The sequence below is a fragment of the Pseudomonas sp. Pdm06 genome, from assembly GCF_014851795.1.
Classification (GTDB): Bacteria; Pseudomonadota; Gammaproteobacteria; order Pseudomonadales; family Pseudomonadaceae; genus Aquipseudomonas; species Aquipseudomonas fluorescens_AA.
Window position 1 is genome coordinate 1 of record NZ_JACVAH010000011.1, and the last position, 25,391, is coordinate 25,391.

Annotated in this window: 11 protein-coding genes; 8 read left to right on the forward strand and 3 right to left on the reverse strand. The window is 61.3% G+C overall.

Translation table 11 applies throughout. The features are described 5' to 3' along the window. Positions 1-276 precede the first annotated feature (276 nt). Positions 277-402, reverse strand: coding sequence for a hypothetical protein (locus IB266_RS30890; protein WP_263864934.1), 126 nt, complete (start codon positions 400-402; stop codon positions 277-279). Positions 403-756: 354 nt separating this feature from the next. Here IB266_RS30890 and IB266_RS18130 point away from each other — a divergent pair, with 354 nt between their 5' ends. Beyond that, positions 757-1,101: a DUF6124 family protein gene (locus IB266_RS18130; RefSeq protein ID WP_192261990.1), complete on the forward strand. Its 345-nt coding sequence runs from the start codon at positions 757-759 to the stop codon at positions 1,099-1,101. Positions 1,102-1,391: 290 nt separating this feature from the next. On the opposite strand, the gene IB266_RS18135 is transcribed toward IB266_RS18130, so the two are convergent. After that, entirely contained in the window at positions 1,392-1,730 is a 339-nt protein-coding gene (locus IB266_RS18135; RefSeq protein ID WP_060739744.1) for a hypothetical protein, read from the reverse strand. 121 nt (positions 1,731-1,851) lie between these two features. Continuing rightward, positions 1,852-15,801, reverse strand: a complete 13,950-nt coding sequence (locus IB266_RS18140) for a LapA family giant adhesin (protein WP_192261991.1) — start codon at positions 15,799-15,801, stop codon at positions 1,852-1,854. A gap of 358 nt (positions 15,802-16,159) precedes the next feature. Between IB266_RS18140 and IB266_RS18145 the strand changes: the two genes are divergently transcribed. From IB266_RS18145 to IB266_RS18175, 7 genes are all read left to right on the forward strand, one after another. Beyond that, positions 16,160-17,509, forward strand: a complete 1,350-nt coding sequence (locus IB266_RS18145; protein ID WP_192261992.1) for a TolC family outer membrane protein — start codon at positions 16,160-16,162, stop codon at positions 17,507-17,509. Between the two features lie 37 nt (positions 17,510-17,546). Then, on the forward strand, positions 17,547-19,703 hold the full coding sequence (locus IB266_RS18150; protein WP_092169421.1) for a type I secretion system permease/ATPase: 2,157 nt from the start codon (positions 17,547-17,549) through the stop codon (positions 19,701-19,703). Next, complete coding sequence (locus tag IB266_RS18155; RefSeq protein WP_060739741.1) at positions 19,693-21,060, forward strand: HlyD family type I secretion periplasmic adaptor subunit; 1,368 nt, start codon at positions 19,693-19,695, stop codon at positions 21,058-21,060. Before IB266_RS18150 ends, IB266_RS18155 begins: the two co-directional genes overlap by 11 nt. Positions 21,061-21,421: 361 nt before the next feature. Further along, a complete protein-coding gene (locus tag IB266_RS18160; protein WP_192261993.1) occupies positions 21,422-22,324 on the forward strand; it encodes a TauD/TfdA dioxygenase family protein in 903 nt (300 codons plus the stop codon). A gap of 37 nt (positions 22,325-22,361) precedes the next feature. Beyond that, positions 22,362-23,387, forward strand: coding sequence for an ABC transporter substrate-binding protein (locus tag IB266_RS18165; protein WP_192261994.1), 1,026 nt, complete (start codon positions 22,362-22,364; stop codon positions 23,385-23,387). A 5-nt stretch (positions 23,388-23,392) separates the two neighbouring features. Next, positions 23,393-24,253: an ABC transporter ATP-binding protein gene (locus IB266_RS18170; protein WP_060739738.1), complete on the forward strand. Its 861-nt coding sequence runs from the start codon at positions 23,393-23,395 to the stop codon at positions 24,251-24,253. Between the two features lie 11 nt (positions 24,254-24,264). Next, positions 24,265-25,131, forward strand: coding sequence for an ABC transporter permease (locus tag IB266_RS18175; protein WP_060739737.1), 867 nt, complete (start codon positions 24,265-24,267; stop codon positions 25,129-25,131). Positions 25,132-25,391 lie beyond the last annotated feature (260 nt).

A 25,391-nucleotide genomic window follows, 5' to 3' on the forward strand; every position in this document is an offset into this window, starting at 1 on the left:
GCATTGATGCAAGCAGACCCACCGCCATCGCGAGCAAGCTCGGCTCCCACAGGGCTCGGCGGTGGACGCTGATCTTGTAAAGGACCAAAAACCTATGTGGGAGCGGGCTTGCTCGCGAAGACGGCGGGTCAGCTAAATAAAATGCCGGGATGTGCCCCGCTCTTGCTCTTGCTCTTGCTCTTGCTCTTGCTCTTGCTCTTGCTCTTGCTCTTGCTCTTGCTCTTGCTCTTGCTCTTGCTCTTGCTCTTGCTTTGGCTTTTGATCTTGGGCGCCCCGTTAAACCACGCTGGCCGAACGCAGGCATTGCGTAGTGGGCACCTCGGCATGGATGCCGAGGTAGCCGCGCTGGGCCATGGATGGCCCTTCGCGGCGGCCCACGGAGCAATGCCGGAGTGAGGGCATGCCGAGCTCTAGCGAGGCACCGAGTGGTGGGGCAAGAGCGTTTTGCTTACTTTTGCGCTTCTCAAAAGTGAGCCGCCGTAAGGGCGGAACCGCCAGTAGCCGTTACCGCAGAAACGGATATACACCCCCTCCAAAAGCAAGGTCCTAGGAGATTTCCTTCAAGTTGTAGCGAATTTGGTGAACTTGTCCGGCACCGGACTCGTGGCTAGTCTGGGTTTGTCACCGAAAAAACGGTGACACGGACGTGCAAGTCCGAAATATCTGTTTAGGGCGAAACGGCCCATGCCATTCAGCGATCTCATTTGGACTCGCTGTGTAGCAAAGGCTCCTTACTAGTCGTTTAGGAGTTCTCCAATGACAACAGCGGAAACGAAACACACTTCACACAGTCCCAACACACTCGACGAAGCTGCCCAGCGCGCCCTCGACTACTACCTCAATCCAAAACCTACCGATGAAGCCTCGGGAAAAGCCCCAACCGCCCAGCTCTTCATCGTAGCCCCAGACATCGACACCGAAACCCTCCTGGCCAATGCCTCCGAAGACTTGCTGTCCATCAGCGCCATCGCCGCCGACCTGGCTGATGACGTCGACGGCTCACGCCGCAGCGTGATCCTGGCGATCAGCCGGATGGCCGATGGGGTGCAGTTGTTGGTGGAGCGGGCGATGGATCGGCTGGAGGTTCAAGCAACGGGCTGACAGGCCTGCGGTGAATTGAGGACTGTCATCGCGAGCAAGCTCGCTCCCACACTGGATTTGTGTCGAGCCGAAATATCGAGATCAACACCGATCAACTGTGGGAGCTTGCTCGCGATAGCGTCAGCCCAGACAACACGACCCCCTGTGGCGAGGGAGCTTGCTCCCGCTGGCCTGCGAAGCAGGCCCCCAGCAGCTCTTCAGGCAGACCGCGTTACCTCGTTTTGCGACTGCTGCGCAGCCGAGCGGGAGCAAGCTCCCTCGCCACAGGGATCGGGTTGTGTCATTTGAGGCTAGATCAACCCCTTCTCATCATCATCGATCAACCGGCTCAACCCGCCCAGTGCTTCCCGGGCCTGGGTGCGGTCCATCAGCTTGGCCTGGGCCGCAGCAGGCAGGTCGGTGACGCGGATGACGCCTTTGCTGGTCAGCACCTGGATCAAGTCATCGAGTACCCGGATCATTTCCAGGTCGCTCTGCTTGAGCTGCTTGAGGCTGTTTTCCACCGCCTGGTTGGCGAACCAGTCCTGGATCTCGTGGCTGTCGGCCGGCAAGGTCTCGGTGGCTTCGGCATAAGCGGTGGCTTCTACGCGCACCAGCAGGCCTTGTGCATCGCGTTGCACATAAAACATCGGGCATCCCTCATGTATGAAGCGGCGTCATGCTGGGCAGCATAGGCCAACTGTGGGGGAGTATGAACACTTATCCCGTGGCGAGGGAGCTTGCTCCCTCGCCACGGGTTTTGTGTCAGGTTCAGCTGTTGTTGTGATCGACCTTGATGGTCGGGTCACTGCCGGCGATCAACGAGTTCAGGTTCACGTTCGACCAGTTGTTGCCTTCGAGCTTGATCGTCACGTCCGGCGCCGCCGCGGCACCGTTGGCCCCATTGAACTGGCCAGAGGTACTGACCTGCAGCGACGACACGCCATCGACCGTGCTGATCTTCAGGAAGTGGTCGATGGTGCTGCCGGTTTCGCCCTGCAACAGATCCCGCAGGTCGATCCGGTCGCCTTCGCCGGCGTTGAAGTTCTTGATCACGTCGGTGCCGGTGTCGCCGGACTTCCAGACAAAGGTATCGCCCCCCAGGCCGCCGATCAGGGTGTCATTGCCCTGGCCGCCGATCAGTGTGTCGTTGCCCGTGCCACCCAGCAGGATGTCATTGCCCTTGCCACCGTTGAGCGTGTCGTTGCCGCCCTGGCCGAAAATGATGTCGTTGCCGGCGCCGCCCAGCAGGGTGTCGTTGCCATCGTGGGCACCGGACACATCGAACGCGGTGTAGTGCTCGGTGATGTACTGGTGCACGTTGCTGGTGGTGACCTTGCTGACGTCCACGCCGTTCTGCTGGGCGACGAAAGCCTGGATGGCCTGATAGCCCTCGCCGGCAACGCCGTTGAAGCTCACCAGGTCGCCGAACAGGATGTCATTGCCGTCGCCACCGTTGACCGTATCGGCGCCCGGCAGGGTCGCTTCGGTGTGGCCGATGATCGAGTTGGCCAGGTTGTTCGGGTCGATGTTGGTCTGTGGTGTCGAGTCCGAATCGTAAGGCTTGAGGTCGTTCAGGGTCACATCACTGTTCAGGCCAATGGCTTCCACGCTGCTCAAGCCTTTGAGCAGCGTGAAGCTGTCGGTCGAGCCCGCTGCTGAATCGACATAGTTCCAGTAGTCGCCATAGCCGGTGCCGCCCTGGTTCGACAGTTCAAAGGTGCCATTGCCCTCGGCATGCACCGTGCCCACATAACTGTCGGTCCATTTCTTGCCGCTTTTGGTCGACAGGTACATCTCGCCGTTTTCGTAGATGGTGTACTTGTGTGTGCTGTCGATCGTCTGGGTGTAGTACTTGCCGACGCTGTAATTGGCTGCGCTCAAGACATCATCGAGCTTGACGGTGCCGTAAAGCGTCGGATTGGTCTGTTCGCCGGTCTGGTAGTAAGTCGGCTTGCCGTCGGTAATGAAATACGTCAGGTTCTTCGCCCCGGTATTGTTCAGGGCGTCGGTGCTCTTGAAGAAGTTCGCCGTGGTCTTGAACACGTCTTCATAGTTGGTACCGCCGCCGGACACCATCGAGTCGAGTACGCCCTTGAGCAGGGTCAAGGCGTTCGGGTTGTTGAGGTTGACCGAGACCGTGTTGTTCACCTGGCTGTCGAAGTCCGCCAGGAAGATGTTCACCGTGCCGGAGTTGCTGCCCAAGCTTTGCTTGAGGGTGTTGAACACCGAAGTCAGCGAGGCCTTGGCCGCTGCGATGGACGAGTCGCTCATGCTGCCAGAGCTGTCGACCATGAAGGCGATGTTGTAGTTGACCCCCGGCACCACGGTCAGCCCGCCGATGTCGGCGACCACGATGTCGTTGCCGTCGGTGCCGGTGACGTTGTCGCTGCCAGACGTGGCGGTGACCGCGTTGTAGGTCGCCGGGTAGACGGTGACCGGGATCTGCGCCGTACTGACCGCCGAGCCGCCGAGGGCTTCGGTAGAGGTCGACGTCACGGTCAGGTTGAACTGGCCGTTGTAGTAGGTCGGTGGCGTCAGGGTCAGGCTGCCCAGGTTCCAGCCGGTGACCGAGGCCTCGCCGTTGCTGCCCACGGTCGCGGTATGGCCCGCGCCGTCACTCAGCACGCTGCCTTCCGGAATGCCGCCGATCTTCACGCTCAGGCTTTCGGAGCCGTCGGTGTCGGTCAGGGCGGTGGTGATCTTCGACAGGTGCACGCTGGTGCCTTCGGCGCCTTCGTTGAGCTTGAAGCCGTCGTAGTAGCCTTCGCCGTTGCTGCCGTGCAGGTCGGAGACGGTCACGCCAGCGTTCGCCAGGTCGGTCACGCCGGTGTAGAGCGGCACGCCGGCACTGCTCAGGTCCACGGGTGTGCTGCCGTTGACCGATAGGTTCACGTCGTAGCTGCCCGGGCCGGTCTGGTTGTGGTGGTAGATGTCCAGGGTGTAGTAGCCGCTGGTGGTCGGCGTGAACGAACCGTTCAGCTTGCCGCCCGCGCCCCAGGTAATGCCCGCCACATCCTTGCCGCCAATGGTCACCAGCAGGCTGTCATCGCCCGTGCCGCTGAAGGTGTAGGTCTTGCCGGCTTCGAGGAAGATCAGGCCCGAGGTTTTCGACGCGGTGCCCGGGTTGACGTTGCTGTCGGACTGCACGTTGGTCACGTTGGTGCTGCTGTTTGGTGTGCCGGCGGCATCGATCACCGACTTGAGCGTGCCGGACGGTGCGCCGCTGCCATCGGTGCCCAGGCCCGACAGGCCGGTCCAGACTTCCTTGATCAGACCGGTGGAGGTCACGCTGTTGCCAGCCACGTTGAGGCTCGGTGCGTCGGCGACCGGCGTGATATCGATCTTCACGGTGCTGGTGTTGCCCAGCGCCTGGCCGTCGGTTGGTTGGAAGCTGATTTGCGCGTAATCGGCCTTTTGATCGCCCACGCCGGTCGGGTTGCCATTGGCGCCGGATTCGTTGGCATCGGGGGTAAAGCGCAGTTTGCCGGCGTCGATGTCGGCCTTGGTGAACGTCTGGTTGTTGGCCACGTCCTTCCAGGTTGCGCCGTCCAGGTACTGCAGCTTGCCGTCACCCGGCAGCCCGGTGATTTTCACACCCTGGCTGGCGGCGGCGCTGTCCACGTCACTGATACCGAACGTCGACCAGCCGAGCACCAGCGAAGTGTCTTCGGTACCGGTCACCGCGCCACCGGTGGCTACTGGTGCGTCGTTAACCCCGACCACGTTCACGGTAGTGGTAGCGGTGTTCGAGTAGTTGCTGCCGTCGGTCACCGTCACGGTGATGATGCGCGGTACGGTGCTCGGATCTTCGCTGTTGTTGATGAAGCTGATGTTCTTGATCTGCTGCATGTAGTCGGCCAGCGTCGCATTGCCCGACAGCGTCAGCACGACCTTGCCGTCGGTGCTGTTGGCGTTGATGCTGATGCCGTTGACGCTGTTGCCCAGGTTCAGCGCATCGCCAGGCTGACGGTTGGTCAGCACGATGGTGGCGCCGGTCAGCATGGTGCTGTCCGGGTCGGTGATCTTCAGGTCGGTGTCGGCGATGGACACGCCCGGGCCAGTGGTGCCTTCGGTGAAGGTCACCTGGTAATCGGCACCCGTCTTGCCGCTGGAGTTGTTGGCGTCCAGGTCGAGTACCGGCGGCGCATCGTTGTCGATGATCGAGGTGCTGACGCTGCCGTTGGTGCCGCTGACGCCCAGGTGTTCGAAACTGCCCCCGGTGGCCGAGTCGATCTTGACCACGAAGTTTTCGGTGCCTTCGGTGATCTTGTCGTCCAGCGTCGCCACGTTGAAGGTAGCGCTGGTGGCGTTGGCCGGGATCTTCACGGTGTAGACACCGGTGAAGTCCGTGCCGTCGGCGGCGGTGCCGCTGTAGACGATCTTGACGGTCACTTCCGTCTGCGCCGGGTTGGTCAGGCTGACGGTGTACGTCGCGGTCTGGCCTTCGGTGACGGACGTGCTGCCGCTGATGCTGACGGTGGTGTTGTCGACGGTATCGCCCACCGCCGTTGACGCGCCGGTCTTGTCGACAGCGATGGCTTCGAGGTTGCCGCCGGAAGCCGATTTGATCGTTTCGGTGATGGACGGAGCACCGGTGTAGACATCGTTGCCAGCAGCCACATCCAATACGCCCGAGCTTGCGCCGGCGGCGATGGTGATGGTTTTGCCGCTTTCCAAGGTCACAGTGACCGGACCGTTTTGTGCGGTGACGGGTTTGCCGTCGGCGCCGGTCAGGGTGGCGGTGTAGGTGATGGTGCCGTTTTCGTTCACGGTTGGTGTGGCGGTCAAGGTCACCGTGGTGGTGTCGTTGACGTCGCTGACCACAGTGCTGACAGGCGCGGTGTTTGGTGCGATGGCTTCGAGGTTGCCACCGGATGCATCTTTGATCGACTCGGTGACGGTGGTCGGGCCTTGATAGACGTCGTTGCCGACGGCTACGTCCAAGACGCCCGAGCTTGCGCCGGCAGCGATGGTGATGGTTTTGCCGCTTTCCAAGGTCACAGTGACCGGGCCGTTTTGTGCGGTGACGGGTTTGCCGTCGGCGCCGGTCAGGGTGGCGGTGTAGGTGATGGTGCCGTTTTCGTTCACGGTTGGTGTGGCGGTCAAGGTCACCGTGGTGGTGTCGTTGACGTCGCTGACGATGGTGCTGACTGGAGCGGTGTTTGGCGCGATGGCTTCCAGGTTACCGCCCGTGGCGGTACTGATGCTTTCGGTGACGGTAGTCGGGCCTTGATAAACATCATTGCCAACCGCTACGTCCAACACACCCGAACTCGCGCCCGCTGCGATGGTGATGGTTTTGCCGCTGTCCAACGTCACGGTCACAGGACCGTTCTGCGCGGTGACGGGCTTGCCATCGGCACCGGTCAGGGTGGCGGTGTAGGTGATGGTGCCGTTTTCATTCACGGTTGGTGTGGCGGTCAAGGTCACCGTGGTGGTGTCGTTGACGTCACTGACCACAGTGCTGACAGGCGCGGTGTTCGGAGCGATGGCTTCGAGGTTGCCGCCGGATGCCGAGGCAATCGATTCAGTAACCGTCGTTGGACCTTGGTAAACGTCATTGCCAACTGCTACGTCCAACACTCCCGAGCTGGCACCAGCGGCGATGGTGATCGTCTTACCGCTGTCGAGAGTAACGGTCACTGGACCATTTTGCGCGGTGACGGGTTTGCCGTCGGCACCGGTCAGGGTGGCGGTGTAAGTGATGGTGCCGTTTTCGTTCACGGTCGGTGTAGCAGTCAAGGTCACGGTGGTGGTGTCATTGACGTCGCTGACGATGGTGCTGACTGGAGCGGTGTTCGGTGCGATGGCTTCCAGGTTACCGCCCGTGGCGGTACTGATGCTTTCGGTGACGGTGGTTGGGCCCTGGTAGACGTCGTTGCCAACGGCTACATCCAGCACGCCCGAGCTTGCGCCCGCTGCGATGGTAATGGTCTTGCCGCTGTCGAGCGTCACGGTCACAGGACCGTTCTGCGCAGTGACGGGCTTGCCATCGGCACCGGTCAGCGTGGCGGTGTAAGTGATCGTGCCGTTTTCGTTCACGGTTGGTGTGGCGGTCAATGTCACCGTGGTGGTGTCGTTGACGTCACTGACCACAGTGCTGACTGGAGCGGTGTTCGGAGCGATGGCCTCAAGGTTGCCACCGGATGCATCTTTGATCGACTCGGTGACGGTGGTTGGGCCTTGATAGACGTCGTTGCTGACGGCTACGTCCAATACACCCGAGCTTGCGCCGGCTGCGATGGTAATGGTCTTGCCGCTTTCCAAGGTCACAGTGACCGGGCCGTTTTGCGCGGTGACAGGTTTGCCGTCGGCACCGGTCAATGTGGCGGTGTAGGTGATGGTGCCGTTTTCGTTCACGGTTGGTGTGGCGGTCAGCGTCACCGTGGTGGTGTCGTTGACATCGCTAACGATGGTGCTGACCGGAGCGGTGTTCGGTGCGATGGCTTCCAGGTTGCCACCGGAGGCGGAAGCAATCGACTCAGTCACCGTCGTTGGACCTTGGTAAACATCGTTGCCGACAGCCACATCCAAGACGCCCGAGCTTGCGCCCGCGGCGATGGTGATGGTCTTGCCGCTTTCCAAGGTCACAGTGACCGGACCGTTCTGCGCGGTGACGGGCTTGCCGTCGGCACCGGTCAGAGTGGCGGTGTAAGTGATGGTGCCGTTTTCGTTCACGGTCGGCGTAGCAGTCAACGTCACGGTAGTGGTGTCGTTGACATCACTCACCACGGTGCTGACAGGCGCGGTGTTCGGAGCGATGGCTTCGAGGTTGCCGCCGGATGCGGAAGCAATCGATTCAGTTACCGTCGTCGGGCCTTGGTAGACGTCGTTGCCAACCGCTACGTCCAATACGCCTGAGCTTGCGCCAGCGGCGATGGTGATCGTCTTACCGCTTTCCAACGTCACGGTGACCGGGCCGTTTTGTGCGGTGACGGGTTTGCCATCGGCACCGGTCAGGGTGGCGGTGTAGGTGATGGTGCCGTTTTCGTTCACGGTTGGTGTGGCGGTCAATGTCACGGTGGTGGTGTCATTGACATCGCTGACGACGGTGCTGACTGGAGCCGTGTTCGGAGCGATGGCTTCGAGGTTGCCGCCCGATGCGGAGGCAATCGACTCCGTCACCGTCGTTGGACCTTGGTAGACGTCGTTGCCTACCGCCACGTCCAACACACCCGAGCTTGCGCCCGCTGCGATGGTAATGGTCTTGCCGCTTTCCAACGTCACGGTCACAGGACCGTTCTGCGCGGTGACGGGCTTACCATCGGCACCGGTCAGGGTGGCGGTGTAAGTGATGGTGCCGTTTTCGTTCACGGTTGGTGTCGCGGTCAACGTCACGGTGGTGGTGTCGTTGACGTCGCTGACCACGGTGCTGACCGGCGCGGTGTTCGGAGCGATGGCTTCGAGGTTGCCGCCCGATGCCGAAGCAATCGACTCCGTCACCGTCGTTGGACCTTGGTAAACATCGTTACCCACAGCGACATCGAGCACGCCGGAGCTTGCGCCCGCGGCGATGGTGATGGTTTTGCCACTGTCGAGGGTGACGGTGACCGGACCATTTTGCGCGGTGACCGGTTTACCGTCAGCACCGGTCAGGGTGGCGGTGTAAGTGATGGTGCCGTTTTCGTTCACGGTCGGCGTGGCGGTCAACGTTACCGTGGTGGTGTCATTGACGTCGCTGACGATGGTGCTGACTGGAGCGGTGTTCGGAGCGATGGCCTCAAGGTTGCCACCGGATGCATCTTTGATCGACTCGGTGACGGTGGTCGGACCTTGGTAGACGTCGTTGCCGACGGCTACGTCCAAGACGCCCGAGCTTGCGCCCGCTGCGATGGTGATGGTTTTGCCGCTGTCCAAGGTCACAGTGACCGGGCCGTTCTGCGCAGTGACCGGTTTTCCATCGGCACCGGTCAGGGTGGCGGTGTAGGTAATCGTGCCGTTTTCGTTCACGGTTGGTGTGGCGGTCAAGGTCACCGTGGTGGTGTCGTTGACATCGCTAACGATGGTGCTGACCGGAGCGGTGTTCGGTGCGATGGCTTCCAGGTTGCCACCGGAGGCGGAAGCAATCGACTCAGTCACCGTCGTTGGACCTTGGTAAACATCGTTACCCACAGCGACATCGAGCACGCCGGAGCTTGCGCCGGCTGCGATGGTGATGGTCTTGCCGCTGTCGAGGGTGACGGTGACCGGACCGTTCTGCGCGGTGACGGGCTTGCCATCGGCACCGGTCAGCGTGGCGGTGTAAGTGATCGTGCCGTTTTCGTTCACGGTCGGCGTAGCAGTCAAGGTCACGGTGGTGGTGTCATTGACGTCGCTGACGATGGTGTTGACTGGAGCCGTGTTCGGTGCGATGGCTTCGAGGTTGCCGCCGGATGCGGAGGCAATCGATTCAGTCACCGTCGTTGGACCTTGGTAAACATCGTTGCCCACAGCGACATCAAGCACACCCGAGCTCGCGCCTGCCGCGATGGTGATGGTTTTGCCGCTGTCCAGCGTCACGGTCACAGGACCGTTTTGCGCGGTGACAGGTTTACCGTCAGCACCGGTCAGGGTGGCGGTGTAGGTGATTGTGCCGTTTTCGTTCACGGTTGGTGTCGCGGTCAACGTCACGGTGGTGGTGTCGTTGACGTCGCTGACCACGGTGCTGACCGGCGCGGTGTTCGGAGCGATGGCTTCCAAGTTACCGCCCGTGGCGGTACTGATGCTTTCGGTGACGGTGGTCGGGCCTTGGTAGAAGTCGTTGCCGACAGCCACATCCAACACGCCCGAGCTTGCGCCGGCAGCGATGGTGATGGTTTTGCCGCTTTCCAACGTCACAGTGACCGGACCGTTTTGCGCAGTGACGGGCTTGCCATCGGCACCGGTCAGCGTGGCGGTGTAGGTAATCGTGCCGTTTTCGTTCACGGTCGGCGTAGCGGTCAACGTTACCGTGGTGGTGTCATTGACGTCGCTGACGATGGTGCTGACTGGAGCGGTGTTCGGAGCGATGGCCTCAAGGTTGCCACCGGATGCATCTTTGATCGACTCGGTGACGGTGGTCGGACCTTGGTAGACGTCGTTGCCGACGGCTACGTCCAAGACGCCCGAGCTTGCGCCGGCAGCGATGGTGATGGTTTTGCCGCTTTCCAATGTCACGGTCACCGGACCGTTCTGCGCAGTGACCGGTTTGCCATCGGCGCCGGTCAAGGTGGCGGTGTAGGTAATCGTGCCGTTTTCGTTCACGGTCGGCGTGGCGGTCAAGGTCACCGTGGTGGTGTCGTTGACATCGCTGACCACGGTGCTGACTGGAGCCGTGTTCGGTGCAATGGCTTCCAGGTTACCGCCTGTGGCGGTACTGATGCTTTCGGTGACGGTGGTTGGGCCTTGGTAAACATCGTTGCCTACCGCTACGTCCAACACACCCGAGCTTGCGCCCGCAGCGATGGTGATCGTTTTGCCGCTGTCGAGGGTGACGGTCACAGGACCGTTCTGCGCGGTGACGGGCTTGCCATCGGCACCGGTCAGCGTGGCGGTGTAAGTGATCGTGCCGTTTTCGTTCACGGTCGGCGTAGCAGTCAACGTCACGGTAGTGGTGTCATTGACGTCGCTGACGATGGTGCTGACTGGCGCGGTATTTGGCGCGATGGCTTCCAGGTTACCGCCCGTGGCGGTACTGATGCTTTCGGTGACGGTAGTCGGGCCTTGATAAACATCGTTGCCTACCGCTACGTCCAACACACCCGAGCTTGCGCCGGCGGCGATGGTGATGGTTTTGCCGCTGTCGAGGGTGACAGTGACCGGACCGTTCTGCGCGGTGACGGGCTTGCCGTCGGCACCGGTCAGGGTGGCGGTGTAGGTGATGGTGCCGTTTTCGTTCACGGTTGGTGTGGCGGTCAACGTTACCGTGGTGGTGTCATTGACATCGCTGACGATGGTGCTGACTGGAGCGGTGTTTGGCGCGATGGCTTCGAGGTTGCCGCCGGATGCCGAGGCAATCGATTCAGTAACCGTCGTTGGACCTTGGTAAACGTCATTGCCAACCGCTACGTCCAAGACGCCCGAGCTTGCGCCTGCGGCGATGGTGATCGTTTTGCCGCTGTCGAGGGTGACGGTGACCGGGCCGTTTTGCGCGGTGACGGGCTTGCCGTCGGCACCGGTCAAGGTGGCGGTGTAAGTGATGGTGCCGTTTTCGTTCACGGTTGGTGTGGCGGTCAGCGTCACGGTGGTCGTGTCGTTGACATCACTCACCACGGTGCTGACTGGAGCGGTGTTCGGTGCAATGGCTTCCAGGTTGCCACCGGATGCCGAAGCAATCGACTCAGTCACCGTCGTTGGACCTTGGTAAACATCGTTACCCACAGCGACATCGAGCACGCCGGAGCTTGCGCCGGCTGCGATGGTGATGGTCTTGCCGCTGTCGAGGGTGACGGTGACCGGACCGTTCTGCGCGGTGACGGGCTTGCCATCGGCACCGGTCAGCGTGGCGGTGTAAGTGATCGTGCCGTTTTCGTTCACGGTCGGCGTAGCAGTCAACGTCACGGTAGTGGTGTCATTGACGTCGCTGACGATGGTGCTGACTGGAGCGGTGTTCGGTGCGATGGCTTCCAAGTTGCCGCCCGTGGCGGTACTGATGCTTTCAGTGACGGTGGTCGGGCCTTGGTAGACGTCGTTACCCACAGCGACATCGAGCACACCCGAGCTTGCGCCGGCGGCGATGGTAATGGTCTTGCCGCTTTCCAAAGTTACGGTGACCGGACCGTTCTGCGCAGTGACGGGTTTGCCATCGGCACCGGTCAGGGTCGCGGTGTAGGTGATGGTGCCGTTTTCGTTCACGGTCGGCGTAGCGGTCAAGGTCACGGTGGTGGTGTCATTGACGTCGCTGACCACAGTGCTGACTGGCGAAGTGTTCGGTGCAATGGCCTCAAGGTTGCCACCGGATGCGGAAGCAATCGACTCAGTCACCGTCGTTGGACCTTGGTAAACATCGTTACCCACAGCGACATCGAGCACGCCGGAGCTTGCGCCCGCGGCGATGGTGATGGTTTTGCCGCTGTCGAGCGTCACGGTGACCGGGCCGTTTTGCGCGGTGACGGGTTTGCCATCGGCGCCGGTCAGGGTGGCGGTGTAGGTGATGGTGCCGTTTTCGTTCACGGTTGGTGTGGCGGTCAAGGTCACCGTGGTGGTGTCGTTGACGTCGCTGACCACGGTGCTGACAGGCGCAGTGTTCGGTGCAATGGCTTCGAGGTTGCCGCCCGATGCGGAGGCAATCGATTCAGTCACCGTCGTTGGGCCCTGGTACACGTCATTGCCGACGGCTACGTCCAATACGCCCGAGCTTGCGCCAGCGGCGATGGTGATCGTTTTGCCGCTTTCCAACGTCACGGTCACAGGACCGTTCTGCGCAGTGACCGGTTTACCGTCAGCACCGGTCAGGGTGGCGGTGTAGGTAATCGTGCCGTTTTCGTTCACGGTTGGTGTCGCGGTCAACGTCACGGTGGTGGTGTCGTTGACGTCGCTGACCACAGTGCTGACTGGCGAAGTGTTCGGTGCAATGGCCTCAAGGTTGCCACCGGATGCCGAGGCAATCGACTCAGTAACCGTCGTTGGACCTTGGTAAACATCGTTGCCTACCGCTACGTCCAACACACCCGAGCTTGCGCCGGCAGCGATAGTGATGGTCTTGCCGCTTTCCAAGGTCACGGTGACCGGACCGTTTTGCGCGGTGACGGGTTTGCCATCGGCACCGGTCAGGGTAGCGGTGTAGGTAATCGTGCCGTTTTCGTTTACGGTCGGCGTAGCGGTCAACGTCACGGTAGTAGCGTCTATCGAATCGGTGATCGTAGTGACCGCAGGCGCAGTGCTCGGCACCAGATTCTCAAAGTTGCCACCTGTCGCACCGGTGATGGTGGTGCTGACAGTGCTGCCGTTGTTGTAGACGTCGTTGGCCGGGGTGTCCACGGCAATGGTGCCGGTAGTAGCACCGGCGGCGATATTGATCACCGCGCCATTGCTCAAGGTCACGGTCACTGGGGTTTGAGCGGCATTGGTCAAGGTGGCGGTGTAGGTAATCTGGCCGCCTTCGGTGATGGTGTTGCTGGCCGTCAGGGTCAGGCCAGTGGTATCGACCGAATCGGTAATGGTGGTAACGGCAGGCGTGGTGCTCGGCACCAGGCTCTCGAAGTTGCCACCGGTCGCACCGGTGATGGTGGTGCTGACAGTGCTGCCGTTGTTGTAGACGTCGTTGTCCGGGGTGTCCACGGCAACGGTGCCGGTAGTAGCACCGGCGGCGATATTGATCACCGCGCCATTGCTCAAGGTCACGGTCACTGGGGTTTGAGCGGCATTGGTCAAGGTGGCGGTGTAGGTAATCTGGCCGCCTTCGGTGATGGTGTTGCTGGCCGTCAAGGTCAGACCAGTGGTGTTCACCGAATCGGTAATCGTAGTCACCGCTGGTGCGGTGCTCGGTACCAGGTTCTCGAAGTTGCCACCCGTCGCACCGGTAATCGTGGTGCTGACAGTGCTGCCGTTGTTGTAGACGTCATTGGCCGGTGTATCGACGTTGACGGTGCCGGTGGTTTGGCCCGCAGCGATGGTGATGACTGAGCCATTGCTCAAGGTCACTGTCACTGGGGTTTGAGCGGCATTGGTCAGGGTTGCGGTGTAGGTGATCGAACCGCCTTCAGTGATGGTGTTGCTGGCGGACAGGGTCAGGCCAGTGGTGTCCACCGAATCGGTAATCGTAGTCACCGCTGGTGCGGTGCTTGGCACCAGATTCTCGAAGTTGCCACCTGTTGCACCGGTAATCGTGGTGCTGACGGTGCTGCCGTTGTTGTAGACGTCGTTGGCTGGCGTCTCAACGTTGACGGTGCCGGTGGTCTGGCCCGCAGCGATGGTGATGACCGAGCCATTGCTCAAGGTCACTGTCACTGGGGTTTGAGCGGCATTGGTCAGGGTTGCGGTGTAGGTGATCGAACCGCCTTCAGTGATGGTGTTGCTGGCGGACAGGGTCAGGCCAGTGGTGTCCACCGAATCGGTAATCGTAGTCACCGCTGGTGCGGTGCTCGGTACCAGGTTCTCGAAGTTGCCACCGGTCGCACCGGTGATGGTGGTGCTGACAGTGCTGCCGTTGTTGTAGACGTCGTTGGCCGGGGTCTCTACGGCAACGGTGCCAGTGGTAGCACCGGCTGCGATGTTGATCACCGCGCCGTTGCTCAAGGTCACGGTCACCGGAGTCTGGGCCGGGTTGGTCAACGTCGCGGTGTAAACAATCGAACCGCCTTCGGTGATGGTGTTGCTGGCCGTCAAGGTCAGGCCAGTGGTATCCGCCGAATCGGTGATCGTGGTGACCGCAGGCGCAGTGCTCGGAACCAGGTTCTCGAAGTTACCGCCGGTCGCGCCAGTAATCGTGGTGCTGACAGTGCTGCCGTTGTTATAGACGTCATTGGCTGGCGTCTCGACGTTAACGGTGCCGGTCGTCTGGCCAGCAGCAATGGTGATGACCGAGCCATTGCTCAAGGTCACGGTCACTGGCGTCTGGGCTGGGTTGGTCAGGGTCGCGGTGTAGGTGATCTGACCGCCTTCGGTAACGGTGTTGCTGGCCGAGAGGCTCAGGCCAGTGGTATCGACCGAATCGGTAATGGTGGTAACCGCAGGCGTGGTGCTCGGCACCAGGTTCTCGAAGTTGCCACCCGTCGCACCGGTAATCGTGGTGCTGACAGTGCTGCCGTTGTTGTAGACGTCATTGGTCGGTGTATCGACGTTGACGGTACCTGTGGTCTGGCCCGCAGCGATGGTGATGACCGAGCCGTTGCTCAAGGTCAAGGTCACTGGGGTCTGGGCCGGGTTGGTCAAGGTGGCGGTGTAGGTGATCTGACCGCCTTCGTTGACGGTATTACCTGCCGTCAAGCTGACGGTGGTGGTGTCGACGGTATCGGTGATCTGGGTCACGGCCGGCGTGGTGGGCACGGTCACGGCGATGCCGGTGCCGCCGGTGGTGCCAGTGACTGTCACGCTGATTTGGGTGGCGTCGTTATAGACGGTGTCGTTCGGCGCCAGCGGTACGTTGACGCTGCCGGTCGTTTGTCCGGCAGCAATGACGATCACCGAGCCGTTGGACAGTGTCACCGTCAGGTCGGTCTGAGGCGCCTGGGTGACTGTCGCGGTGTACACCAGCACGCCGCCGGCCTCGGTCAGGGTCGGTGTGGCGCTCAGGGTCATCGTCGCGTTGAGCACGGCGTTGGTGGTCGTATCCGTGGTATCGCCACCCAGGATGTTGTTATCGGTGGCGGCAGCCGCAGCGAGACCTTCCGTTGGGAAACCGACGGTAGGGTCGACGCTGCCGGCGGTGGCATCCAGCACCACAAAACTGTGGCCGCCACCGGCGGCACCACCCGTACCCGCGGCAGTGGCGCCGGCGGCGGTGGCTTCCAGGGCGGTCGTCGGGTCGGCGCCCGCGGCGATGGCTTGCTGCAGCTCTTCTACCGACGGCGCGGCCTGGGCAGTGGCTTGGGCCAGGTCGGTGGACGAGTCCGGGGCACTGGCGCTCCACTGGGTATCGCGACCCAGGTCCAGGGTGCGGCCATCGGCCAGTTCCAATGTGACGGCGCCGGCAGGGCCGGTGTCCAACTGGTCGCCTACGTTCAGGCGATCACCTTCAATGAGTACGCGCCGGATGCCCTCTGGGGATACGACGAAAACCTGACCAACAATGCTTTTGACGACGGCAATAACACTGCTCATTGAAGACTCTCCGGGTGCCACGTTCAGTAGACTTCCATGGACCCGGGGGCCTCTGGGCCTCGGCGGTCTGGACGTTCTCTTTAACTAAGTAAGGTTGTTTTGACGTTCCGCTATGTCAAAAATTTGGCTGATTAATTCCGATTTATTTGTTTATGCCAAACTATTGACCTTATGTCGGCCATCCTAAACAATCGCTTCAGTAATGTCACATTGATATTTAAGCGGCGACCTGTCCTTTCGGTGCTTGATCCAGTTCTTGTTTCGAACTTTCCGACATACGGTCATTCCGGTTGCCATCATCCGATGCAGCGCCACGTTTCGCTGTGATTCAAGACAAGAGTTTCAGGAAAAAACCACCATGCGTCCGCACTTGTTCATGGCTTTGCCCTTCGCCCTCGCCGCAAATTTCGTACAAGCACAAACCTTGCCGCAAGCCATGCAACAGGCCTTGGATGTCCATCCGGAAATCCAGGCCGGAGTGAACAGCCGGTTGGCGGCTGACTACCAACTCAAGGCGGCCAAGGGCGGCTACCTGCCTAGAGTGGACCTTGCAGCCGGGTATGGCCGTGAAGGCACCGACAGCGTCACCACTCGGTCGGGTAGCAACAACCATTGGGAAACCCTGAACCGCAGTGAATCGAGCCTGCGCCTGTCACAAATGGTTTTTGACGGTTTTGCCACGTCCAGCGAAGTGGGGCGTCAACAAGCCACCGTCAATGCCCGTGCCTACTCGTTGCTGGACGCCTCCGAGCGCACCGGTTTGACGGTGGCCCAGGTCTACCTGGACGTGCTGACCCGTCGTGAGTTCGTGCGCCTGGCCGAGGAAAACCTCAAGAGTCATGAACGCATCTTCGACCAGATCAAGCTGCGCACCTCCCGAGGCGTGGGCAGTGGCGCCGACCTGGACCAGGCCGAAGCGCGCATGGCCCAGGCCCGCAACAACCTGATCACCGAACAGACCAACCTGGCCGACGCCGAGACCAACTTCCTCAGCGCCGTGGGCCAAATGCCCGATCAACTGGAGCGTCCCGCCGACTTTCTGGCGCTGTTGCCGGCCAACCTGACCGAAGCCCGTGCCCAGATGCTGGAAAACAGCCCGGTGCTGCGTTCGGCCGAAGCCGACATCGCCGCCGCCGAGCAACAGTACGAAGCCGCCAAGTCGAGCTTCTACCCACGTTTCGACGCCGAGTTGGGTCGCACGGCCGACAACGACCTGGACGGTCAGAACGGCCACAACAACGAGTGGCAAGCCATGCTGCGCATGCGTTTCAACCTGTATGCCGGTGGCAGCAACAAGGCCGACCTGGAATCCAAGTCGTACCTGTCCAACCAGGCCCTGGACATCCGCAACAACGCGCTGCGCCAGTTGAACGAAGAGCTGGGCTTGGCCTGGAACGCCTTGAACAATGCTAACGCCCAGGTGCCGGTCGCCCAGCAATACGTGGATCGCAGCGCCAATGTGCGCACCGCCTACCAGAAGCAGTTCAGCCTCGGCGAGCGGACCCTGCTCGACTTGCTCGACAGCGAAAACGAGCTGTTCAGCGCTTCCCGTCGCCTGGCGGAAATCAAGAATGTGCAGCTGTTCACCCAGTACCGGATCAAGGCAACCATGGGCCAGCTGTTGAAAAGCCAGGGTGTGGTCGCACCGTTGGCATCGGTTGTGCAGAACGACATGAAGCCCAAGGTTCAATTGCCTGGGATGAATTGAGTCCTACCACCCGTTTTAATCAGTCAGAGTGCCGAGCGTGGAATCAGAAGTCAGTCCAGTCGAACTAGTTCATGACCCGCGCACGCTGCACGACGACCCGCTGCTGGACGGTCTGCTGGCGCTCTGCATGCTGCATCAGAAGCCGGCCAGCGCAGCGATGCTCACCACTGGCCTGCCGCTGCCCAAGCAACGGCTGAGCGTCGAATTATTGTCGCGCGCGGCGGCCCGTGCCGGCCTGCAAGGCCGGGTGCTGCAACGCAAGCTCGAGCAGATCCCGACCATCGCCATGCCGGCGCTGTTGCTGCTCAAAGACGGCCGCAGCGCCGTGCTGCTGGGCTGGGTCGGTGACGATCAGGCGCGGCTGCTGCTTAGCGAAAGCGACGGCGGTGAGGTGACCGTCAGCCGCGAACTGCTGGCCGATGACTACAGCGGCAAGGTGTTCTTCGCCCAACCGCAGCATAAATTTGACGTCAACCACGGCACGCTCATTCCCCGGGCGCGTTCGTGGTTTCGCGATACCCTCAAACGGTCCCGCTGGCTGTACGCCGATGCCATCGCCGCGAGCCTGCTGATCAACATCATCGCCATGGCCGCGCCATTGTTCGTGATGAACGTCTACGACCGCGTGGTGCCGAACCAGGCCGAGTCGACCCTGTGGGTGCTGGCTGTCGGTATCACCGGCGCCTATGTGTTCGACCTGATCCTCAAGATGCTGCGCAGCCTGTGCCTGGACCTGGCGGGCAAGAAAACCGACCTGATCATCTCGGCGACGCTGTTCGAACGCATCGTCGGCATGTCCATGAAGTACCGCCCGGCGCGGGTCGGCAGCTTTGCCCAGAACATCCATGAGTTCCAGAGCCTGCGGGACTTCCTCGCTTCGCTGACCCTCACCAGCCTGATCGACTTGCCGTTCACCCTGCTGATCTTCATGGTCATTGCGATTATCGGCGGGCACCTGGTGTGGATTCCGGTGCTGGCGTTCCCGATTGCCCTGCTGATCGGCTATGCGTTGCAGAAGCCCCTGGTGGCGACCATGGAGCGCACCATGGCCCTGGGCGCCGAGCGCCAGTCCAGTCTGATCGAGACCCTGGCCGGTCTGGACGCGGTGAAGGTCAACAACGCCGAGAGCGAGCGTCAATACCAGTGGGAACAGACCATCGGCACCCTCAGTCGCCTCGAATTGCGGGTGAAGATGCTGTCCGGGCTAGCAATGAACATCACCTTGCTGATCCAGCAATTGGCCGGGGTGATCATGATCGTCTTCGGCGTTTACCTGATCATCGCCGGCAACCTGAGCATGGGTGGGCTGGTTGCCTGCTACATGCTCAGCGGCCGTGCCCTCAGCCCACTGGCGTCGCTGTCGGGCCTGTTGACCCGCTATCAGCAGGCGCGGGTGACCATGACCTCGGTCGACCAGATGATGGAGCTGCCCCAGGAGCGCAATTTCGACGAGCGCCCCCTCAGCCGCAAGGTGTTGCAGGGCGCCATTGAATGCCGTCAGTTGAACTTCACCTACCCGAACCAGCAGAACGCCGCGCTGAAAAACATCAACCTGGTGATCAAGCCCGGCGAGAAAATCGGCATCATCGGTCGCAGCGGCTCGGGCAAAAGCTCGCTCGCCAAATTGCTGGTGGGCCTGTATCAGCCTGACGACGGTGCCTTGCTGGTGGACGGCGTGGACATCCGCCAGATCGACGTCAGCGAGCTGCGCTACAACATTGGCTACGTGCCCCAGGACATCCAGCTGCTGGCCGGCACCCTGCGGGACAACCTGACCTCCGGCGCCCGTTACGTCGAAGACGAACTGGTGCTCCAGGCCGCTGAGCTGGCGGGCGTGCATGAATTCGCCCGCCTGCATCCGCAAGGCTATGAACTGCAAGTCGGCGAGCGCGGGCAGAACCTGTCCGGCGGCCAGCGCCAGAACGTCGCCCTGGCCCGCGCGCTGTTGCTCAACCCGCCCATCCTGCTGCTGGACGAACCCACCAGCGCCATGGACAACACCGGTGAAGAACGCTTGAAGCAGCGCCTGGCCGCCGTGGTGGAAAACAAGACCGTGCTGTTGGTGACGCACCGGGCATCCTTGCTGTCGCTGGTGGATCGCCTGCTGGTGATCGACCGTGGACAGATCCTCGCCGATGGCCCGAAAGCCGCTGTCATGGAAGCGCTGAAGAAGGGGCAGATCAGTGTTGCTTAAGCCAGGTTTAAAGGGCGGGGTGGGCCGCTATTTCAAAGGTTCCGACTCGCTGCACGGCCAACCGCTGCCCGAGGTCAACAAAGCCCTGATCGAGGACGCTCCCCGGGTGGTGCGTTTGACGATCTGGGGCATCATCGGCTTCTTTGTATTCCTGATGCTGTGGGCCAACTTCGCCGAGATCGACGAAGTGACCAAGGGCGACGGCAAGGCGATCCCATCGTCCAAGATCCAGAAAATCCAGAACCTGGAAGGCGGCATCGTCGCTGAGCTGTTCGTCAAGGAAGGGCAGATCGTCGACGTCGGCGCGTCGTTGATTCGCCTGGACGACACACGGTTTGTCTCCAACGTCGGCGAAACCGAGGCTGATCGGCTGTCCATGTTGTTGCGGGTCGAGCGCCTGAGCGCCGAGGTCGATGACCGTCCGCTGAACTTCCCGGCCGATGTACTCAAGGCGGTGCCGGGCCAGGCGGCCAGCGAAGAGTCGCTGTACATCAGTCGCCGCCAGCAGCTGCACGATGAAATCGGCGGCTTGCAGGAGCAGTTGATCCAGCGCCAGCAGGAACTGCGCGAGTTCGTGTCCAAGCAGGCGCAGTACCGCTCCGGCCTGGCGCTGCAACGCCAGGAAATCAACATGTCCGAGCCGCTGGTGGCCCAGGGCGCGGTGTCGCCGGTAGAAGTGCTGCGGCTCAAGCGCGCCGAAGTCGAGACCCGTGGACAACTGGACGCCACGACGCTGGCGATCCCCCGCGCCGAATCGGCGATCAAGGAAGTGCAGCGCAAGATCGACGAGACCCGCGGCAAGTTCCGCAGCGAAGCCCTGACCCAGCTCAACGAAGCCCGCACCGACCTGAACAAGGCCCAGGCCACCGGTAAGGCCCTGGAAGACCGGGTGAGCCGGACCCTGGTGACGTCGCCGGTGCGCGGCATTGTCAATAAATTGCTGGTGAACACCATCGGCGGCGTGATCCAGCCCGGCAGCGACCTGGTGGAAATCGTGCCGCTGGACGACACCATTCTGGTGGAAGCGAAAATCCGTCCCCAGGACATCGCCTTCCTGCACCCCGGCCAGGACGCCACGGTGAAATTCACCGCGTACGACTACACCATCTACGGCGGGATGAAAGCCAAGCTGGAACAGATCGGTGCCGACACCATCACCGATGAAGACAAGAAAACCACCTACTACATCATCAAGCTGCGCACCGAACGCAGCCACCTGGGCACGCCTGAAAAACCCTTGCTGATCATCCCTGGGATGGTGGCGTCGGTGGACATCATCACCGGCAAGAAAACCGTGCTCAGCTACCTGCTCAAACCGATCATCAAGGCCCGGTCCGAGGCGTTGCACGAGCGCTAGTTTTCAAGCCTGTCCTCCACAGCCGCCAATCGGTGGCTGGATAGCTTTTGTGGTGCTAGATCTTCAGCGAACCCCCTTGTGGGAGCGAGCTTGCTCGCGATGGCGGTGTGTCAGCGACAGATAGGTGTCTGACCTGGTGCCATCGCGAGCAAGCTCGCTCCCACAGTTTCTGCCACCTGAGCTAAACGCCATATCGTTATTCATTAACGGTATTTAAATTTCAATTCTTATACCCTTAAAGTCATCCCCCTGCGTACCTGCCGACCAATCGGCACGCCGCACGACACAAACCAACACGGTGACCCCGTGAGTTTTGATCGATTGCGCGCCCATTGAAGCGCGCCGTGCGTGGGAGTGATGTATGCCAGCCGTCTCTTTTTCTCCAGATTCAAATGCCGCGACCATCGCGCCGCAGTCGTTCGGAATCTTCCCGTTTCGCGATGCCGTCGGCGCCGAGATCGTTGGGCTGGACCTGTCCCGGCCCATCAACGACCAGGATTTCGCCCGTATCCATCGCGCGCACCTGGACTATCACGTCGTGGTGTTCCGCGACCAGCGCATCACCCCCGAACAGCACATCGCCTTCAGCCGCCGTTTTGGCGTGCTGCAAATCCATGTGCTCAAGCAGTTCCTGCTGGCCGGGCATCCGGAAATCCTCATCGTTTCCAACATCATCGAAAACGGCCAATCCATCGGCCTGGGCGATGCAGGCAAGTTTTGGCATTCGGACCTTTCCTATAAGGAACTGCCCAGCCTCGGCTCGATGCTCCACGCCCAGGAACTGCCGAGCGAAGGCGGCGACACACTGTTTGCCGACATGCACAAGGCCTGGGACGGTTTGCCCGAAACGCTGCGTAAAGCGGTCGAGGGCCGTTCGGCGGCGCATTCCTACACCGCGCGTTACAGCGAAACCAAATTCGAAGGCAACTGGCGCCCGACGTTGACGCCGGAGCAACTGGCCCAGGTGGCCGAGGTCGTGCACCCCATCGTCCGCACTCACCCGGAAACCGGGCGCAAGGCGTTGTTCGTCAGCGAGGGGTTCACCACCCGCATCGTCGGCCTGCCGGAGGATGAAAGCAAAGCCATCCTGACGGAGCTGTATGCCCACAGCGTGTTGCCTCAAAACATCTATCGCCATCAATGGCAGCCCCATGACTTGGTGTTCTGGGACAACCGCTCGCTGATCCACCTGGCTGCCGGTTGCCCGAGCCATCTGCGCCGCAAGCTGTATCGCACCACCATCCAGGGCGACGCCCCTTTCTGATCGGCTGCGCCTCGCGCAAAGAGCCCGGAGAATCACCATGTCCAAACGCATTGCTTTTGCACCGCTGGCCGCCGCCATCGGCCTGGGCTTCAGTTTGCTGGCCGGCAGCCTGGTCGCGCCGGCCAGCGCCCACGCCGAAGGCGAGATTCGGATCGCCGAGCAGTTCGGCATCGTTTACCTGTTGCTGAACGTGGTCCGCGACCAGCAATTGATCGAGAAGCACGGCAAGGAAGAGGGTATCGACATCAAGGTCGATTGGACCCAACTGTCCGGCGGGGCGGCGGTCAACGATGCATTGCTGTCGGGTTCCATCGACATTGCCGGAGCCGGCGTCGGGCCGTTGTTGACCGTCTGGGACCGTACCCGTGGCAAGCAGAACGTCAAGGCCGTGGCCTCGTTGGGCAACTTTCCCTATTACCTGTTGAGCAACAACCCCAACGTCAAGACCATTGCCGACTTCACCGAGAAGGACCGCATCGCGGTGCCCGCGGTGGGAGTTTCGGTGCAGTCGCGTTTCCTGCAATACGCCGCCGCCAAGCAGTGGGGCGACAAGGACTTCAATCGCCTCGACAAGTACACCTTGGCTGTCCCGCACCCGGACGCCACGGCGGCGTTGATTGCCGGCGGCACCGAGTTGACCGGGCATTTTTCCAACCCGCCGTTCCAGGACCAGGCCCTGCAAAACCCCAACGTCCATGTGGTGCTCAACTCCTATGACGTGCTCGGGCCAAACTCGCCCACGGTGCTGTTCGCCACCGAGAAATTCCGCGAAGAGAATCCGAAGACCTACAAGGCGTTCGTCGAGGCGCTGACCGAAGCGGCCGAGTTCGCCCAGAAGGACAAAGGTGCGGCGGCGGACACCTACCTGCGGGTGACCAAGGCCAAGATCGACCGGGCGACCTTGTTGAAAATCATCGACAACCCGCAGATCGAATTCACCGTCACCCCGAAAAACACCTACCCGCTGGCGGAATTCCTCTACCGCGTCGGCGCCATCAAGAACAAGCCGGCGTCGTGGGAAGATTATTTCTTCCAGGACGCCAAACCGTTGCAGGGGAGCTGATTGTCATGAACGCGCTTTTGCAAGGCCACGCGGCCAGCAACCCCACCCGCACCGACACGGCATTGTTGTCGGTGGATAACGTCAGCCTGGAATACCGCACCCCGCAGCGGGTGGTGCGGGCCACCCACCAAGTGAGTTTCGAAGTCGACCCTGCGGACCGTTTTGTTTTGCTTGGCCCGTCCGGGTGCGGCAAGTCCACCTTGCTCAAGGCCATTGGTGGCTTCATCACGCCGTGCGAAGGCGAGATTCGCTTGCAAGGCCAAACCGTCAACGCGCCGGGACCGGACCGGATCGTGGTGTTCCAGGAGTTCGACCAACTGCCACCGTGGAAAACCGTCAAGCAGAACGTGATGTTCGCGTTGCTGGCGTCCGGCACCCTCAAGCGTCGCGAGGCCGAGGAGCGGGCGCTGCATTACCTCGACAAGGTGGGTCTGGCGGCGTTTGCCGATGCCTACCCTCACACGTTGTCCGGTGGCATGAAAGCTCGCGTCGCGATTGCCCGGGCGTTGGCGATGCAGCCGAAAATCCTCTTGATGGACGAGCCTTTCGCCGCCCTCGATGCCCTGACCCGACGCAAGATGCAGGAAGAACTGCTGCTGCTCTGGGAAGAGGTGCGTTTCACCCTGCTGTTCGTCACCCACTCGATTGAAGAAGCGCTGGTGGTGGGTAATCGCATCCTGCTGTTGTCACCACATCCGGGGCGGGTCCGGGCGGAAATCCACAGCCATCAATACGATCTGCACAGCCTCGGTGGCGTGGGGTTCCAGCACACGGCCCGGCGGATTCATGGGCTGCTGTTCAATGAAGGTCAGCCGCCTGAAACCGAGCATGAGCTGGATTTCACCGACATCCGTATTGCGTATTAAGGGGACCTTTCATGAGTCAGTTATCGCCTGCGCGCGAAGAATACGAAGTCGATCTGCAACCTTTGACCCACGTGCCCTTGGAGCGCGAGTTGCCCTTGGGCCAGCGCCTCTGGCAACAGGGTTGGCTGCGCAAAAGTTTGATCCTGTTATTGCTGGCGGTGGTGTGGGAGGGCGTGGCGCGTTACCAGAACAACGACCTGCTGCTGCCGAGCTTCTTGCAGACCGCCAGCGCCTTGTACGACGGTTTGCTCAGCGGCGAGCTGTTGGGCAAGGTGTGGATTTCCCTGGTGGTGCTGCTCAAGGGCTATCTACTGGGCATCATCCTGGCGTTTGGCTTGACCACCTTGGCAGTGTCGACGCAGTTGGGCCGCGACCTGCTCAGCACGTTGACGTCGATGTTCAATCCGCTGCCGGCCATCGCCCTGTTGCCGTTGGCGCTGCTGTGGTTTGGCCTGGGGCAGAACAGTCTGATTTTTGTGCTGGTGCATTCGGTGTTGTGGGCGCTGGCGTTGAACATGTATTCGGGGTTTCTCGGTGTGTCGGAAACGCTGCGCATGGCCGGGCGCAACTATGGGCTGCGGGGCCTGCGTTTTGTGCTGTTCATCCTGATCCCGGCGGCGCTGCCGTCGATTCTCGCCGGGCTGAAGATCGGCTGGGCCTTCGCCTGGCGTACCCTGATCGCCGCCGAACTGGTATTCGGCGCCACCAGCGGCAAGGGCGGCCTGGGCTGGTACATCTTCCAGAACCGCAACGAGCTGTACACCGACAAGGTGTTTGCCGGGTTGGCGGTGGTGATTTTGATCGGGTTGCTGGTGGAGAACCTGGTGTTCGACAGCCTGGAGCGGGTGACGGTGAAGCGTTGGGGGATGCAGCGCTGATCGGTGGAGTGAATGAACCCTGTGGCGAGGGAGCTTGCTCCCGCTGGCCTGCGAAGCAGGCCCCTGGGTTTCTTCAGCCTGACCGCGTTGTCTGGTTTTGCGACTGCTGCGCAGTCGAGCGGGAGCAAGCTCCCTCGCCACGGATTCTGGGTTGTCTGGGCTGGCGTCATCGCGAGCAAGCTCGCTCCCACACTGGATTTGTGTAGAACCGAAAAATTGAGGTCAACACTGTTTAACTGTGGGAGCGAGCTTGCTCGCGA